The organism is Paraburkholderia fungorum (assembly GCF_900099835.1).
GTDB classification, from domain to species: Bacteria; Pseudomonadota; Gammaproteobacteria; order Burkholderiales; family Burkholderiaceae; genus Paraburkholderia; species Paraburkholderia fungorum_A.
The window spans coordinates 2,279,705-2,294,572 of sequence record NZ_FNKP01000001.1 but is presented as its reverse complement, the minus strand read 5'-3'; the positions used below and the strand labels follow the sequence as shown (position 1 = coordinate 2,294,572).

At 62.8% G+C, this 14,868-nt stretch carries 16 protein-coding genes; 12 read left to right on the top strand and 4 right to left on the bottom strand.

The genetic code is table 11. From position 1 onward, the window contains the following. Positions 1-204 precede the first annotated feature (204 nt). The 6 genes from BLS41_RS10060 (at position 205) to BLS41_RS10035 (ending at position 6,091) form a co-directional block, all read left to right on the top strand. Positions 205-1,218: a sugar kinase gene (locus BLS41_RS10060; RefSeq protein WP_074764171.1), complete on the top strand. Its 1,014-nt coding sequence runs from the start codon at positions 205-207 to the stop codon at positions 1,216-1,218. 132 nt (positions 1,219-1,350) lie between these two features. Beyond that, positions 1,351-2,646, top strand: coding sequence for an MFS transporter (locus tag BLS41_RS10055; protein ID WP_074764170.1), 1,296 nt, complete (start codon positions 1,351-1,353; stop codon positions 2,644-2,646). A 4-nt stretch (positions 2,647-2,650) separates the two neighbouring features. Continuing rightward, positions 2,651-3,616, top strand: a complete 966-nt coding sequence (locus tag BLS41_RS10050) for a 2-hydroxyacid dehydrogenase (protein WP_074764169.1) — start codon at positions 2,651-2,653, stop codon at positions 3,614-3,616. 31 nt (positions 3,617-3,647) lie between these two features. Then, positions 3,648-4,715, top strand: coding sequence for a LacI family DNA-binding transcriptional regulator (locus tag BLS41_RS10045; RefSeq protein ID WP_074764168.1), 1,068 nt, complete (start codon positions 3,648-3,650; stop codon positions 4,713-4,715). Between the two features lie 60 nt (positions 4,716-4,775). After that, on the top strand, positions 4,776-5,594 hold the full coding sequence (locus BLS41_RS10040) for a YhfC family intramembrane metalloprotease (RefSeq protein WP_074764167.1): 819 nt from the start codon (positions 4,776-4,778) through the stop codon (positions 5,592-5,594). Positions 5,595-5,725: 131 nt separating this feature from the next. Further along, positions 5,726-6,091, top strand: coding sequence for a DUF3022 domain-containing protein (locus BLS41_RS10035; protein ID WP_074764166.1), 366 nt, complete (start codon positions 5,726-5,728; stop codon positions 6,089-6,091). A gap of 37 nt (positions 6,092-6,128) precedes the next feature. Here the strand turns inward: BLS41_RS10035 and BLS41_RS10030 are convergent, their stop codons facing one another. Further along, positions 6,129-6,566, bottom strand: coding sequence for a PGDYG domain-containing protein (locus tag BLS41_RS10030; protein WP_074764165.1), 438 nt, complete (start codon positions 6,564-6,566; stop codon positions 6,129-6,131). Positions 6,567-6,858: 292 nt separating this feature from the next. Then, positions 6,859-7,371: a Spy/CpxP family protein refolding chaperone gene (locus BLS41_RS10025; RefSeq protein ID WP_074764164.1), complete on the bottom strand. Its 513-nt coding sequence runs from the start codon at positions 7,369-7,371 to the stop codon at positions 6,859-6,861. Between the two features lie 190 nt (positions 7,372-7,561). Here BLS41_RS10025 and BLS41_RS10020 point away from each other — a divergent pair, with 190 nt between their 5' ends. The 3 genes from BLS41_RS10020 to BLS41_RS10010 all read left to right on the top strand — a co-directional run bounded on the left by BLS41_RS10020 (position 7,562) and on the right by BLS41_RS10010 (position 10,277). Continuing rightward, positions 7,562-8,446 (top strand): LysR family transcriptional regulator, encoded by an 885-nt coding sequence (locus BLS41_RS10020; RefSeq protein WP_074764163.1) that lies wholly within the window; start codon positions 7,562-7,564, stop codon positions 8,444-8,446. Between the two features lie 98 nt (positions 8,447-8,544). After that, complete coding sequence (locus BLS41_RS10015) at positions 8,545-9,003, top strand: Lrp/AsnC family transcriptional regulator (protein ID WP_074764162.1); 459 nt, start codon at positions 8,545-8,547, stop codon at positions 9,001-9,003. A 176-nt stretch (positions 9,004-9,179) separates the two neighbouring features. Continuing rightward, on the top strand, positions 9,180-10,277 hold the full coding sequence (locus BLS41_RS10010) for a saccharopine dehydrogenase family protein (protein WP_074764161.1): 1,098 nt from the start codon (positions 9,180-9,182) through the stop codon (positions 10,275-10,277). Between the two features lie 213 nt (positions 10,278-10,490). Here the strand turns inward: BLS41_RS10010 and BLS41_RS10005 are convergent, their stop codons facing one another. Both BLS41_RS10005 and cydX read right to left on the bottom strand, forming a co-directional pair. Continuing rightward, a complete protein-coding gene (locus BLS41_RS10005) occupies positions 10,491-11,111 on the bottom strand; it encodes a P-loop nucleotide/nucleoside kinase family protein (RefSeq protein WP_074766442.1) in 621 nt (206 codons plus the stop codon). Between the two features lie 5 nt (positions 11,112-11,116). Then, on the bottom strand, positions 11,117-11,266 hold the full coding sequence (gene cydX, locus BLS41_RS10000) for a cytochrome bd-I oxidase subunit CydX (protein ID WP_074764160.1): 150 nt from the start codon (positions 11,264-11,266) through the stop codon (positions 11,117-11,119). A 354-nt stretch (positions 11,267-11,620) separates the two neighbouring features. Here cydX and BLS41_RS09995 point away from each other — a divergent pair, with 354 nt between their 5' ends. The 3 genes from BLS41_RS09995 (at position 11,621) to BLS41_RS09985 (ending at position 14,713) form a co-directional block, all read left to right on the top strand. Next, positions 11,621-12,079: a hypothetical protein gene (locus BLS41_RS09995; RefSeq protein ID WP_074764159.1), complete on the top strand. Its 459-nt coding sequence runs from the start codon at positions 11,621-11,623 to the stop codon at positions 12,077-12,079. A gap of 208 nt (positions 12,080-12,287) precedes the next feature. Next, positions 12,288-13,265: a magnesium/cobalt transporter CorA gene (corA, locus tag BLS41_RS09990; protein WP_074764158.1), complete on the top strand. Its 978-nt coding sequence runs from the start codon at positions 12,288-12,290 to the stop codon at positions 13,263-13,265. Between the two features lie 473 nt (positions 13,266-13,738). Further along, the gene (locus BLS41_RS09985) at positions 13,739-14,713 is read left to right on the top strand and encodes a sugar ABC transporter substrate-binding protein (protein ID WP_074764157.1); all 975 of its coding nucleotides are present in this window, start codon (positions 13,739-13,741) and stop codon (positions 14,711-14,713) included. Positions 14,714-14,868 lie beyond the last annotated feature (155 nt).

Here is a 14,868-nt window from a genome sequence, read left to right as displayed (position 1 = left end):
AACAAGACGACAACATGCCGCGGAAATAAAACACAAAAAGCACAGCGCGAGAAACACAACGCGGGCGACGCAAAGTCATGCGGCATGAACGTGCCGGTTCAGGCGAGGGTGGCTTTAACCACCGCACCTGAAACGCGCTCACGGCATCGCACAGCAATAGAACCACCCAGACACACAGCGCATAGCAGCAAGCAGGAGCAAAGCATGACCACCACCTCACACGCAGCACTCGACGTCATCACCTACGGCGAAGCAATGGCCATGTTCGTGGCCGCCGAAACCGGCCCGCTCGCCGAAGTCGGCCAATTCACGAAGCGCGTGGCGGGCGCCGATCTGAATGTCGCGATCGGGCTGTCCCGGCTCGGCTTCAAGGTCGGCTGGATGAGCCGCGTCGGCAACGATTCGTTCGGCCAGTTTGTGCGCGACACGTTGACGAAAGAGGGTATCGACCAGCGCTGCGTGAGCACCGACGATCGCTATCCGACCGCCTTCCAGCTGAAATCGAAGAACGACGACGGCAGCGATCCCGCGATCGAATATTTCCGTAAAGGATCGGCGGCGAGTCATCTGTCGCTGGACGACTATGTGGGCGATTACGTGCTGCCCGCGCGTCACCTGCATCTGACGGGCGTCGCGCCCGCGATTTCGGCCAGTTCGCGCGAACTCGCGTTCCATCTCGCCCGCGAAATGCGCGCGGCGGGCAAGACGATTTCGTTCGACCCGAACCTGCGCCCGACGCTCTGGCCGTCGCGCGCCGCGATGGTCGAAGGTCTGAACGCGCTCGCGGCACTGGCCGACTGGGTGCTGCCCGGTATCGGCGAGGGCGAGATCCTGACCGGCTATACGCAACCCGAAGATATCGCCCGTTTCTATCTGGAGCGGGGCGCGCGCGGCGTCATCATCAAGCTAGGCGCGCAGGGCGCGTATTACCGTACCGCCGATGATGCCGGCACCATCGCCGGGCAGCCCGTCGCGAACGTCGTCGACACGGTCGGCGCGGGCGACGGCTTCGCGGTCGGCGTGGTCAGCGCGTTGCTGGAAGGCAAAACGCTGCCGCAAGCGGTGGCGCGCGGCAACCGGATCGGCGCGCTGGCGATTCAGGTGATCGGCGATTCAGAAGGCCTGCCGGGCCGCGCGGAACTCGACGCGCTCGAACTGGCCGACGTGCCGCCTGTCGGCACGAGCGCACGGGTGTCGAGTACGGCCGGCGTCGTGTGACTTCGAACACAGCAACAACGCACAGACATACGGATACGGCGCCCACGACCGCCCGTCACCAATCCGGGACGCCGTAGACGCCGGAAATGCCGTAGAGAGACGTAACACAGTACGCAGTAACAGGAGACTCACATGCAGACCCCCGTCACTTCATCGCTTGCGGTTCGCCGCTGGTGGACGATCATGCCGATCGTCTTCATCACGTACAGCCTCGCTTATCTGGACCGGGCGAACTTCGGCTTCGCGTCGGCGGCTGGCATCAACCAGGATCTGGGCATCAGCAAAGGGCTGGCGTCGCTGATCGGTGCGTTGTTCTTTCTCGGCTATTTCTTCTTCCAGATTCCCGGCGCGATCTACGCGGAACGCCGCAGCGTCAAGAAGCTCGTGTTCTGGAGCCTGATCCTGTGGGGCGGCTGTGCGGCGCTGACCGGCATGGTCGACAACATTCCGTCGTTGATGGTGATCCGCTTCGTGCTCGGCGTCGTCGAAGCCGCCGTGATGCCCGCGATGCTGATCTTCATCAGCAACTGGTTCACCAGAAGCGAGCGCTCGCGCGCCAACACGTTTCTGATTCTCGGCAATCCGGTGACTGTGCTGTGGATGTCGGTCGTGTCCGGCTATCTGGTGCATTCGTTCGGCTGGCGTCACATGTTCATTGCCGAGGGCGCGCCCGCGATCATCTGGGCGGTGTGCTGGTGGTTCATCGTGAAGGACAAGCCGCAGCAGGTGTCGTGGCTCACGCAGCAACAGAAGGACGACCTCGAACGGACGTTGCGCGCCGAGCAGGCCGCGATCAAGCCGGTGCGCAATTACGGCGAGGCGTTCCGCACGCCCGCCGTGATCCGGCTATGTGCGCAGTATTTCTGCTGGAGCATCGGCGTGTATGGTTTCGTGCTGTGGCTGCCGTCCATTCTGAAGAATGGTTCGTCGCTCGGCATGGTCGAAACCGGCTGGCTGTCGGCGCTGCCTTACCTCGCTGCGACGATTGCGATGCTTGCAGCTTCGTGGGCATCGGATAAACTCAACCGCCGCAAAGTGTTCGTGTGGCCGTTCCTGCTGGTCGGCGCCATTGCTTTCGCGGCGTCGTATGCGCTCGGCTCCACGCATTTCTGGCTCTCGTATGTTCTGCTGGTGATCGCGGGCGGCGCGATGTACGCGCCGTACGGCCCGTTCTTCGCGATCGTCCCGGAACTGCTGCCGAAGAACGTCGCGGGCGGCGCGATGGCGCTGATCAACAGCATGGGCGCGCTCGGTTCGTTTGTCGGCTCGTATGTGGTCGGCTATCTGAACGGCGCGACCGGATCGCCGTCGGCATCGTATGCATTCATGAGCGTGGCGCTGATCGCCGCGGTAATCCTGACGCTGACCGTCAAGCCCCAGCCGCTGACCCAGAAGCCCACGCTCGCTACACCGTTGCAAGGAAAATAAGCTCATGAAGAAGATCGTCGCCTACAAGTCGTTGCCCGCAGATGTGCTCGCGTATCTGCAACAGCACGCGGAAGTCGTCGAGGTCGATGCCTCGCAGCATGATGCGTTCGTCGCCGCATTGCGCGACGCGGACGGTGCGATTGGCGCCAGCGTGAAAATCACGCCGGCGATGATCGAAGGCGCCAGCCGCCTGAAGGCGCTGTCGACCATCTCGGTCGGCTTCGACCAGTTCGACGTCGCCGATCTCACGCGGCGCGGCATCGTGCTCGCGCATACGCCGGACGTGCTGACCGAATCGACCGCCGACACCGTGTTCGCGCTGATCCTCGCGTCGGCCCGCCGGGTCGTCGAACTGGCCGACTGGGTCAAGGCGGGTGACTGGCGCGAGAGCGTCGGTCCGGCGCAGTTTGGTGTCGACGTGCAGGGCAAGACGCTCGGTATCGTCGGAATGGGACGGATCGGCGGCGCGGTTGCTCGGCGCGCGGCGCTCGGCTTCAATATGAAGGTGCAGTACACGAACCGCAGCCCGAATCCGCAAGCCGAAGCGGCCTATGGCGCGAAGCGCGTGGAGCTGGCGGAGTTGCTCGCCACTTCCGACTTCGTGTGCCTGCAAGTGCCGCTCACCGCCGAAACGCGCCACATGATCGGCGCGGCCGAATTCAAGGCGATGAAGACGAGCGCGATCCTGATCAATGCATCGCGCGGCGCGACCGTCGACGAAGCGGCGCTGATCGAAGCGTTGCAAAACGGCACGATTCACGGCGCGGGCCTCGACGTTTTCGATACCGAACCGCTGCCCGCCGATTCGCCGTTGCTGAAGCTGCCGAACGTGGTCGCGTTGCCGCACATCGGTTCGGCGACTCACGAAACCCGTCACGCGATGGCGCTCAACGCGGCCGAAAACCTGGTCGCCGCGCTCGACGGCACGTTGAAGACGAACATCGTCAATCGCGACGTGCTGAGCCAGTGAGCCGGACTGCCAGCGAAGGAGTGACTGCACGATGAGCACGCCGCAGCAGAGCGCGCCGCGCCGCGCGACGATTACCGACGTCGCGCGCGAGGCCGGCACGGGCAAGACCAGTATTTCGCGCTATCTGAACGGCGAGATGAGCGTGATGTCGCCGGAATTGCGCGCGCGCATCGAGGCGGCCATCGCGCGGCTGAACTATCAGCCGAACCAGATGGCGCGCGGCCTGAAGCGCGGCCGCAACCGGCTGATCGGCATGCTGCTCGCCGATCTGACCAACCCGTACACGGTCGAGGTGCTGCAGGGCGTCGAGGCGGCCTGTCACGCGCTCGGCCTGATGCCGCTGATCTGCCACGCGGCCAACGAAGTGGAAATGGAGCGGCGTTATCTGCAACTGCTGACCACGTACCGGGTGGAAGGGGTGATCGTCAACGCGCTCGGCGTGAGCGAGGAGACGTTGCGTCCCGTGGGCGGCAGCGGCATTCCGGCGGTGATGGTGGACCGTCAGGTCGAAGGACTGACTGCCGACATGGTCGGTCTCGACAACGGCGCGGCGGCGCAGTTGGGCGTGCAGCATCTGCTGGAACAAGGCTTCGACGACATCTGGTTTGTCGTGCAGCCGTTCGAGCAGGTCAGTTCGCGGCATTTGCGGCAGACGTCGTTTCGCGATGCGATGGGCGCTCAAGGCCGCGCGCGGGGACATACGCTGGTGCTGGATCTGGCCGATACGGACGAGACGGCGCGCGGTCTTGCCGAACTGGATCGCGCGATCGATTCGGCTGCGGACGGCAAGAGGGGCAAGGACGCGTCAACCGCCCACCGCATCGCCCTGTTCGCAGCCAACGCGCCGGTTGCGCTGTGTCTCGCGCTGCATCTGAAATCGCGTTACGGCCCCGACTGGCAAACGCGCGTCGCGCTTCTCTCCATCGACGACCCCGACTGGGCCGAACTCACCGGCATCACCACGATCCGCCAGCCGACCTACGAGATCGGCTATCGCGCGGTCGAGTTTCTGCACGAGCGCATCGAAGGCGTTCAGACAACGGTGCGGGACTGTCTTCTGCCGGGCGAGCTGATCGTTCGCGCGTCAACTTCGCGCTGATCTGCGATCATGCGGGCTGCGGCGCGCAGCGGGTGCGCGCCGGTCATCGCAAGGAAACTCATGGTTGTTGCACCGATTACCCTGTCGAGCCTCGCCGTCGCGACGCTTTTCGTGGCCGCGTTACCTTTCATGATTTACCGGCGTGCGCGCCGTCCGCTCGCGCTCAATCCGCGCGACGCCATTACCGGTATCGCCGTGTTCGCGCTGTTCGCGATGGTGATCGAGCGCGCGCTGAACGACTACGTCCTGCATCGCAACGAGGCGACCGCGACGTTCCTGTCGAACCCGCTGGCGTTCGTGATTTACGGCGCGCTGGTCGCAGGCGTCTGCGAGGAAGTGGGGCGCTTTATCGGCATGTGGCTGATCCTGAAACGTGCGGCAGCGAAGTCGCCCGCGACGGCCGCGCGCACCGACGACGGCACCGCGCTGACCTACGGCCTCGGCCATGGCGGCGCGGAAGCGTGGCTGGTCGGCGTGCTGGTGCAGGTTCAGTGGGTTCTGTTTGCGATCTTCGAGAACCGGGGTGAACTGGACGGCTACCTGAGCAATCTGCCGACCGATTCGCTGATGCGTATTCACCTGATCCTCGCCAGCCTGACGCCGCAGACGGCGGGCATTTTCGCGCTCGAACGCGTGGCGGCGCTGGTGTTCCAGATCGGATTGTCGGTGCTGATGTGGCGCGGGTTGCGCGCGGGTTGGCGCGGCATCCTGCCGCTGGCGATTGTTCTGCACGCGCTGGTGGACGCACCCGCCGCGCTGTTCCAGGCGCAACTCGTGCCGCTCGCTGCCGTTGACGCCATTTATGCGGTGGCTGCGCTCGTGGTCGCCGGGTTGCTTTTCAGGACTTTCAAACGTCCTGCAGCGGCTGCACGTCCGTGATTGCCCGACGGTATTCGCACGCTCTGCGGATAGCTCGCTAAAACGTCGGCCTTTGCCTACAATCGGCCGACTTTTTCCTGTAGCTTTTTAAGCTCTTTCAGCCTCTTAAGGCCGATCTTTCGGCAGACCTCATGGAAGCTTACCAATACGACTGCGCGAATCCCGAGTTCGAGGAACTGGCGCGTGTGATCAGCGATCTGTTCCCGGAGCAGACGCAGTTCATCCAGAGCGCCGCCGAAGACGGTACGCCGACGCTGACGATTCACTGGGTGGCGATGCGCTTCGGCTCGACCGCACGCCGCATCGTGATGACCGTAGCGATCACACCGGCGGCGCTGGCGCGTTATTTCGCGTTGCCGGCGCGGTTGCGGGGCCGTAGTTTCGCGGTGTTGCGCGCGTATGTCGAAGCGAGCCTGGGCTCGCTCGAAGAGCAGTATGCGAAAGGTGAGGCGGTGCCGCGCGACGTCATCGTGGATCTCGGCGATGAGTTCGCCTGAAGGGGGCCGCTAATCGCCTGAGCGCGGTGACCGGGAGTCAGTCCGCGCGCCGGTAGACCTTCGCGAAGCGCGCGGCCTGGACTACGCCGTAGTCGCCCGGCGCGTATTGCATCACCCAGTCGCCTGCGACGCCGCGCAGCACGTCGCCACCGCTGGCGGACCGCGCGAGCGAAAACGCTTCGTTCATCTGTCTGGCCAGCACGACCGCAGGGCGGTTGCGGTACGCGCCGGCTTCGCCGTGCGCGAGGGCTGCGTCGGCGGGGAGGTATTTAGCGTCGAAGCGCTCGCGCGAAACGACCCAGCGGTCGCCGGTCGAACCGGTGATCAGCGCGTCACCGCGCACGTAGCGGTTCGGGCCTTCGAGGCTCATCAATTCGCCTTCGCTTGCAGCGAATTCGACGGCGACCGTTTCGTCCTTGACGACGCGAAGTGCGTGGGCGTCCTGAGTCAGGTCGAGATTTTTCAGTTCGGTCATGAAGCGGTAGAAGTAGAGGCAGACTGGTGCGGAAAGGGGAAAGACAGCGTGCTGGCTTATGCCGCGATGTCGTTCCTGGGGGCTTTAAAACAAGGGATTTTCTCACGGGACTTCACGTCCCAAAGCCGTCTACCCGCATGATGCCAGATGCATCGGAAAAATCAGCTTCTTTTGGCTTCTTTTGCGAAGGGCGTTGCGGATGCTGTGAACCATCCCGAACCAGCGCCCTTCGCAAAAGATCCGCGTGCGCAGCGCAAACCTTGCGCCGCGCACGAACAAAACCTTTAAGCGCTTACGGCTTCACAGCTGCGTCGCTAGCCGGGGCAGCGGCTGCTTTACCGCCCTTACCCTTGCCATGATGATGACGGCCACCTTCGCCGCCCGGCTGATGGAACGTCGCGTCGGCGAGCTTTTTCTGCTCCGGCGAGAAGCTGCTATACAGCGGATCGAAAGCATCGACCAGCTTCTTCATGCCGTCGGCATGCGCTTGCGCGATCTGCGCGTATTGCTTCATGTCGTCGACGGCGGACAGCTTGCCGGCCGACTTGCGCTGTTCGAACAGTTGGCCCATCGTCTCGCCGTTGCCGCGCATCACGTCGGCGAACGTGTTCCATTGCGATTCCTGCGCCGAGGTAATCTTCAGTTGCGAATGCAGATAGGCGATGCGGTCTTCGACATTGCGTTCGTGACCTGCCTTGCCGGCCGGAGCCGAGGCGCTCACCGGTGCCGAAGCCGGCGCGGGAGTTTGTGCGAACGCGCCGCTCATGGCGACTGCGGTGGCCAGCATAACCAGTGCTTTTTTCATCGAAACTCCTGATGTCTATTCGAATTGGGACAGGGCGTGCGGCGAGCGTTCCGTCGCGCGTCACATTGCGTCGATAACGCGCAACGATTGGCTGCCGCCTGTTTCCGTCGCCGCTATTTGTAACACGATATCTGGGTAATGCGGCTGTTGTGCGACAAACGCTTACAACCGAAACGAAAGGAAATAGCGGGTGGATAAATTCGTCAGCATGGAAATTTTCGTCGCGGTGGTCGACGAAGGCAGCCTGACCGCGGCCGCCGAGCGCTTTCACATTTCGTCGGCGATGGTAGGCAAGCATATCCGCGCGCTCGAAACGCGGCTGGCGACGCGGCTGCTGACACGCACTACACGTCGGCAAAGTCTGACGGAGATTGGTCGGCAGTATTACGAACAATGCAGACGTATCCTCGCCGATGTGAAAGACGCCGAGTCGCTGGCCGAAGCGATGGCCGCCGCACCGCGCGGCGTGCTCAAGGTGACCGCGCCGCTGACTTACGGCGTCGAAGTGTTCGCGCCCGCCGTGACCGATTATCTGAACGCATGGCCGGATATCACGCTGGAACTCGATCTGTCGAACCGCGTGGTCGATCTCGTTGAAGAAGGCTTCGACGCGGCCGTACGCATCGGTCATCTGGCGGATTCGGGTTTTGTCGCGCGGCCGTTGAAGCCTTACCGGATGCGCGCATGCGCGTCGCCAGCGTATCTGGCGAAGCATGGCACGCCGCGCACGCCCGCCGATCTCGTGCAGCACGAATGCCTGGGTTTCCTGCATTGGGGACGCGAAGGCTTATGGCGTCTCGATGGCGATACCGTCGACGAAAACCCGCTGCGTGCGGGCCGTTTTCGTGCGAATAACGGGCAGGCGCTGAAGGTTGCCGCGTTGCGTGGTTTCGGCCTCGTGTTGCAGCCGGAGGCGTTGCTCGCGCGCGAGATTGCGAGCGGCGAACTGGTGCCGGTGCTGGACGATTTTCTACCCGACGGCGCCCCGGTGCATCTGATCTATCCACGCGATCGCCGCGCGACACCCAAGCTCACCAGCTTCATCGATTTCGTGATCGACCGGTTCGGCGTGTGAGTTCGCGATGAGCATGCGAGAGAGCGCAGCTAACCCCGCTTTTCGTGGCGAAGACGCGCGATAATCGTCCGCATTACCGGCCCACTTCGAAACCCTCAATGCGACCACCGCGCCTCGACCAACTCGACGACCTCGACCGTAATCTCGTTGCACTGTTGCAAGCCAACGCCCGCGAAAGCGTCGCCAGTCTCGCGCGCCAACTCGACGTGGCGCGCACCACGGTTATCGCGAGAATCGCGCGGCTGGAGCGCAGCAACGTGATCGCCGGATATAGCGTGCGGCTCGGGCAGGACGTGCTCGATTCGAGCATCGTCGCTTATGTCGGCATCATCATCGCGCCGAAATATGGTGCGGCGGTGCAGAAGCGGCTGGGCAAGATGCCCGAGGTGCAGTTGCTCTGCGCGGTGAGCGGCGAGTTCGATTACGTCGCGTGGTTGCGCGCCGATTCGCCCGAACGCCTGAACGATCTGCTCGATCAGATCGGCGGTCTGGAAGGCGTCGAGCGGACCACGACGTCGATCATTCTGGCGCGCAAGATCGATCGCGGGACGGTTTGAAGCGGGGCCGCGTTTACGCGATTTTTATAACTTTTCGACATATTGATTGAAAAGTTGGTCGGAACGTCGAAGTTCATGGTCATAACGCAGCATTTTGCGTGTATGAACTGTTTTTGCTTCTTCCTAAACTGTCGCTGTGGAGTTCAAGACGGCATACGGATAACAAGGAGACGCGCATGAAAGTAGCCATCGTTGGTGCAGGGCTGATTGGTCACACCATCGCTCATATGTTGCGCGAAACCGGCGATTACGACGTCGTCGCATTCGACCGCGATCAGCACGCGCTCGACAAACTCGCCGCCCAGGGTATTCCGACTCGCCGGGTCGATTCCGCCGACGCTGCCGCGCTGCGCGCCGCGATTCAGGGTTTCGACACGCTGGTGAACGCATTGCCGTATTACCTCGCGGTAAACGTGGCCGCAGCGGCCAAAGGCGCGGGCGTCCATTACTTCGACCTGACCGAGGATGTGCGCGCGACCCACGCGATCCGCGCGATCGCCGACGACGCCGAGCATGCGTTCATGCCGCAGTGCGGTCTTGCGCCGGGTTTCATCGGTATTGCCGCGCACGAACTGGCGAACCGTTTCACCGAGATTCGCGACGTGAAAATGCGCGTCGGTGCGTTGCCCGAGTTTCCGACCAACGCGCTGAAGTACAACCTGACGTGGAGCGTCGACGGTCTGATCAACGAATACTGTCAGCCGTGCGAGGCGATCCGCGACAGCCGCACGCAGTGGGTGCAGCCGCTCGAAGGCCTCGAACATTTTTCGCTCGACGGCACCGAGTACGAGGCGTTCAATACCTCCGGTGGCCTGGGCACGTTGTGCGAGACGCTGGCCGGGCGCGTCGAATCGCTCGATTACAAGTCGGTGCGTTATCCGGGCCACCGCGATCTGATGCAATTCCTGCTTGAAGACCTGCGTCTTTCGAGCGACCGCGACACATTGAAGAACATCATGCGCCGCTCGGTGCCGTCGACCGCGCAGGATGTCGTGCTGGTGTTCATCACCGTGAGCGGCATGCGCGATGGGCAACTGGTGCAGGAAGTGTTCACCCGCAAGATTTTCGCGAAGACCGTGTGCGGCGTGCCGATGAGCGCGATCCAGATTACGACGGCAGGCGCGATGTGCGCAGTGCTCGATCTGTTCCGCGAGAAGAAGCTGCCGCAAAGCGGTTTTGTGCGTCAGGAACAGGTGCCGCTGCGCGACTTTCTGGCGAACCGGTTTGGGCAGTTGTATGAAGGAAAGTCTTTGGAGACGCTGGCGGTGGTGTGACGCCGGGTTCTGGTGGAAAAGGTTTCTGGAAACCGGAGCCGTTTGCCGGACGACTCGGCGAATCATCGCTGCTTATGCTCTGGCCATATGCGGCGAATGGAGAAACCAGGCCATGGTAGAGCATCACAGACATGCCGCTTGAGTGAGTCGCGCCCTGAACATGTGTCCTGATGTTCAGGGCGTAGTTTTTTTGGCTTTGTCAGGCAGAGGTTGCTACACGGGCAACGGCGGCAACCTCCCGCCAGTCGTCCACGATTCGCCGACGATACGCTTCAGCAACGTTTCATAATCCGCCTGCACTGGCGCGGTGTTGTCGAACATCAGCAGGTCGTCGCACATGTCGCCGCTGGGCACGAAGCGGCGTTGTCGGTACTCGTCCCAATGCGCGAGTTTGTATGCATCGTTCGGATCTGCGCGCTCGATGATCCGCTGCCGCGCCGTCTCTTCGGTCGTATGAACCCACACGACCCGCAGTTTCACTTCGTCGCCAATTCCGAGCCATGCGCGATCAAACAGACGGCGCTCGCGTATTTCGCGCGATAACGGCGCAACCACCATTGCGCTCACGCCGAGTCGAAGGTTGTCGCACGCGGTATCGATCAGGCCGCGATATTCGGGATCGCGCAGATGCTGCAGGAAAAGTGGGCTGTCGCGGTCGTTCGGGTCGCCGGTCAGCATGGCCATCGCGGCGGCGCTGTAGCCGCCGTAGAGCGTGTCCCTGTCGAGCAGGCAGCAGGGCGTAGCGCTTGCCTGCATCAGCGGGGCGAGCAGTTTTCTGGCGAGAGTCGTCTTGCCCGTGCCCGCGTGGCCGCAGAAAAAAACCAGATGCGTCACGCCGATCACGCAGATTTGTCCCCGGATGGCGCGGCTGGCGGGTCGCCGGGTAGAGGGTCGCGCGCGAACTTGCCGTTCGCCTCCAGCCACATCACGTTGATGACGCCGAAGGCCAACGCCACGCCGACGCCCAGAATCCAGGTGAAATACCACATAGCCGTCTCCTTGATCGCGGGTCTGCCGACACGGACGAACCCGTATGACGCATGCGGGTTGGCAACCCTGACCTGCGACGCAACCGAGGGTAAATCCGCAGCGCCCGAGCGCCCACGTCGCAGTCCTTTGCAGCGATCATGAACAAGATCGCGACGCCATGCAAGAGGCGTCGGATTGGCCGTTCGGCCAGGCTGGTGCAACGGCTGCGCGTTGCTATCATGCAATGGGGAAGGGCGACACTCAGCAGTCGGGATGGCAGGCAGCAGGGCACGCGTCGATCTCGCGTCACCTATCGCGCGCGGCATCGAAGTTCGAAGAACAACGACCACAATTAACAACACGGGAGAGACAGCATGCCAATGCGCATCGGTTGCCACTGCAAGGCCGCGTCTGTCGTGATGATCGCGTTTGCCATGCTCACCGTCGCGGCGCTCGGCGGTTGTGCTTCGACACCGGCCGAGCCCGTGCCGTTCAAGCCGGTGCCGTCGGCGCGCATCGTGCAGCAGGGCTACACGCAACCGGCGCCAGGACTCGTGGCCGTGGATGTAAGACGGGAACGTTCGCGCGACGTCATCGTGCGGTTTCGCGACGCGCTGGTTTATATCGACGGCGAGCGGGTTACCGATGTGATGAACGGTGAGCACGTCGTCTTCTACCTCAGCCCCGGCGTGCACCGGATCGGCGTGTCGACGCAGTTCGATCCGGTGGTCGAGTTGAAGTTTATGGTGACGGCTGATCCGCGTTACACGAACCGCGCATCGATCACGTTCAACGACGATCATCGCATTCTGCTGAACCGGGTTGCTCAATGAGGTTGTAGGCCGGCGCCGTTCAGGCGCGCGGAATGCTCTACCGCGACTAAGCCCCGCAGTCCGCAGCGATTAACAATTGGATACGTGACGTTTGCGCGTAGCCGCTAACATGGCGGCTACCGTTTATCCGTCAACGCGGACCTTGCGCCAGGCTTACGCTTCAGGCAATGCCGGCCGGTCTGTTTTAGCTTTTCAAGGTAATCCGAACATGCTGATCAATTGCGCCGCCTATCAGGACGGCCGGAAGCTGGCAGATATCGACATCGATAGCATCAGCGACTACGTGGCGCGGCCCGAGTGCTTCGTGTGGGTCGCGCTGAAAGACCCGGGCCCGGGCGAACTGGCCGTGATGAAAAAGGAGTTCGGCCTGCACGAACTCGCGATCGAAGACGCGCAGAACGGTCACCAGCGTCCCAAGATCGAGGAATACGGCGACTCGCTTTTCACCGTGATGCACACGGTCGAGATGGACGAAGAGGGCGAACTGCTGATCGGCGAAGTCGATGTGTTTGTGGGTAGCAACTATGTGTTGTCGGTGCGGCGCGGGACGAAAATCGGCTTTCAGAATGTCCGTGCGCGGTGCGAGCGCGAACCGCATCTGCTGAAGGAAGGTTCGGCGTTCGTGCTGTACGCGCTGATGGACGACGTGGTCGACCGCTATTTTCCGATCATCGAGGCGATGAGCACCGAGATCGAAAATCTTGAAGACCGCATTTTCGACCGCAACGATTCGGCGGCGTCGCGCGCGATCGTGCAGGATCTGTATTCGTTGAAACGCCGTCTGGTGATCCTGCAGCATCACATCGGACCGTTGCAGGAAGCCGTCAGCAAGCTGACGGGCGGTCGCATTCCGAGCGTCTGCTCGGGCATGCAGGCGTACTTTCGCGACGTCTACGACCATCTGGAGAGAATCGTCAGAACGATCGAAGGCCGGCGCGAAATCGTCGTCACGGCGGTGCAGGTCAACCTGGGCATGATCTCGCTGGCCGAGAACGAGGTGACCAAGCGGCTCGGCTCGTTCGCGGCGCTGTTCGCGGTGCCGACCATGATCGCCGGCATCTACGGGATGAACTTCGAAAGCATCCCTGAGTTGCATTTCAAGTTTGGCTATGAGATCTGCCTGCTGGTGATGCTGTCGGTCGACATTTTCCTGTACCGGCGCTTTCGCAAGGCCGGCTGGCTGTAGGGCTCGGGGCCGGTTTCACGGCAGGTATCGCAATCGGCCGAGCACCCGCCGAGCACCGGCCAAGCGCCGGCCACAAACCGGCCACAAACGCCAACCTCAAGCCCGTCTGACAGCGGGCCAACAACCCCCTCCAAAGTCCCCATCGCTCCGCGTTGTCCCCGCTTGCACCGCGCGCAATAAAAGGCCAGCATAAGCGGCCCGCCGGCTGCCTGTCTTGCAGCCGGCGGCAACCCTGCCACGCACGGACCGAGCGAGGGACCCTTGTCACACGCTGCCTGCCGACGCGCCTATCCGGCGAATCGGGCTGAGTCTACCGACCGCATAGCACCGCCGCACATCCTGCGCGCCGATGCACTGCAACACCGCGAATCGTTGACATTTCGAAGGGACTGCGCTGAGAATAGGCCTCGCAAACGTTTGCGCGCCACTAAAAATACGGCTCGGCTTCGAGCCTAGAAACCTGGAGATACGCAATGAGTCATTGCAACGGTCATCGCATGCGCCGCCGCATTCTTGCAGCTGCCGTCCTCGCTACCGCCACCGCCGCCTTGCCGTTTTCAGCCGCCTACGCGCAGAGCGCTCCCGCTCACAAGCCCAAGGTCGCGCTGGTCATGAAGTCCCTCGCCAACGAATTTTTCCTGACCATGGAAACCGGCGCGAAGGATTATCAGGCCCACAATTCCAGCCATTTCGACCTGATCACCAACGGCATCAAGGACGAGACCGACACGGCGAACCAGATCCGTATCGTCGAGCAGATGATCGTGTCGAAGGTCGACGCCATCGTGCTCGCACCGGCCGATTCGAAGGCGCTTGCGCCGGTCGTCAAGAAGGCGGTCGATGCGGGCATCATCGTCGTGAATATCGACAACCGGCTCGATCAGGACGTGCTCAAGTCGAAAGACCTGAACGTGCCGTTCGTCGGACCGGATAACGCGAAGGGCGCGCAGATGGTCGGCGATTACCTGGCCAAGCGTCTGAAGTCGGGCGACGAGGTCGGCATCATCGAAGGCGTATCGACCACGACCAACGCACAGCAGCGTACCGCGGGCTTCAAGGCGGCGATGCAGACGGTCGGCGCGAAGGTCGTGTCGGTGCAGTCGGGCGAGTGGGAAATCGACAAGGGCAATACGGTGGCCGCTGCCATGCTCAACGAGTACCCGAACCTGAAGGCGCTGCTCGCCGGTAACGACAACATGGCGATCGGCGCGGTCTCCGCCGTGCGTGCGGCGGGCAAGCAGGGCAAGGTGCTGGTGGTCGGCTACGACAACATCAACGCGATCAAGCCGATGCTGAAGGACGGCCGCGTGCTCGCCACCGCCGATCAATACGCGGCCAAGCAGGCCGTGTTCGGAATCGACACCGCGCTGAAGGCGCTCAGCGAGCACAAGAAGCAGTCGGAGCTGTCGGGCGTGGTGGAAACGCCGGTCAGCCTGGTGACGAAGTAAGCGTCGCCGGCGCAGCACCGGGCCGGATGCCGGGACCACGCGTCCGGTATCCGGCGCCGGGCTCACGGAATCGCACCGAAACCGGAGCCGTCGCGGGTTCCCGCTGCACCGCAACCGGACCCTCCGACGCCGGCAAAACTCCGGCTTCAGCGTGC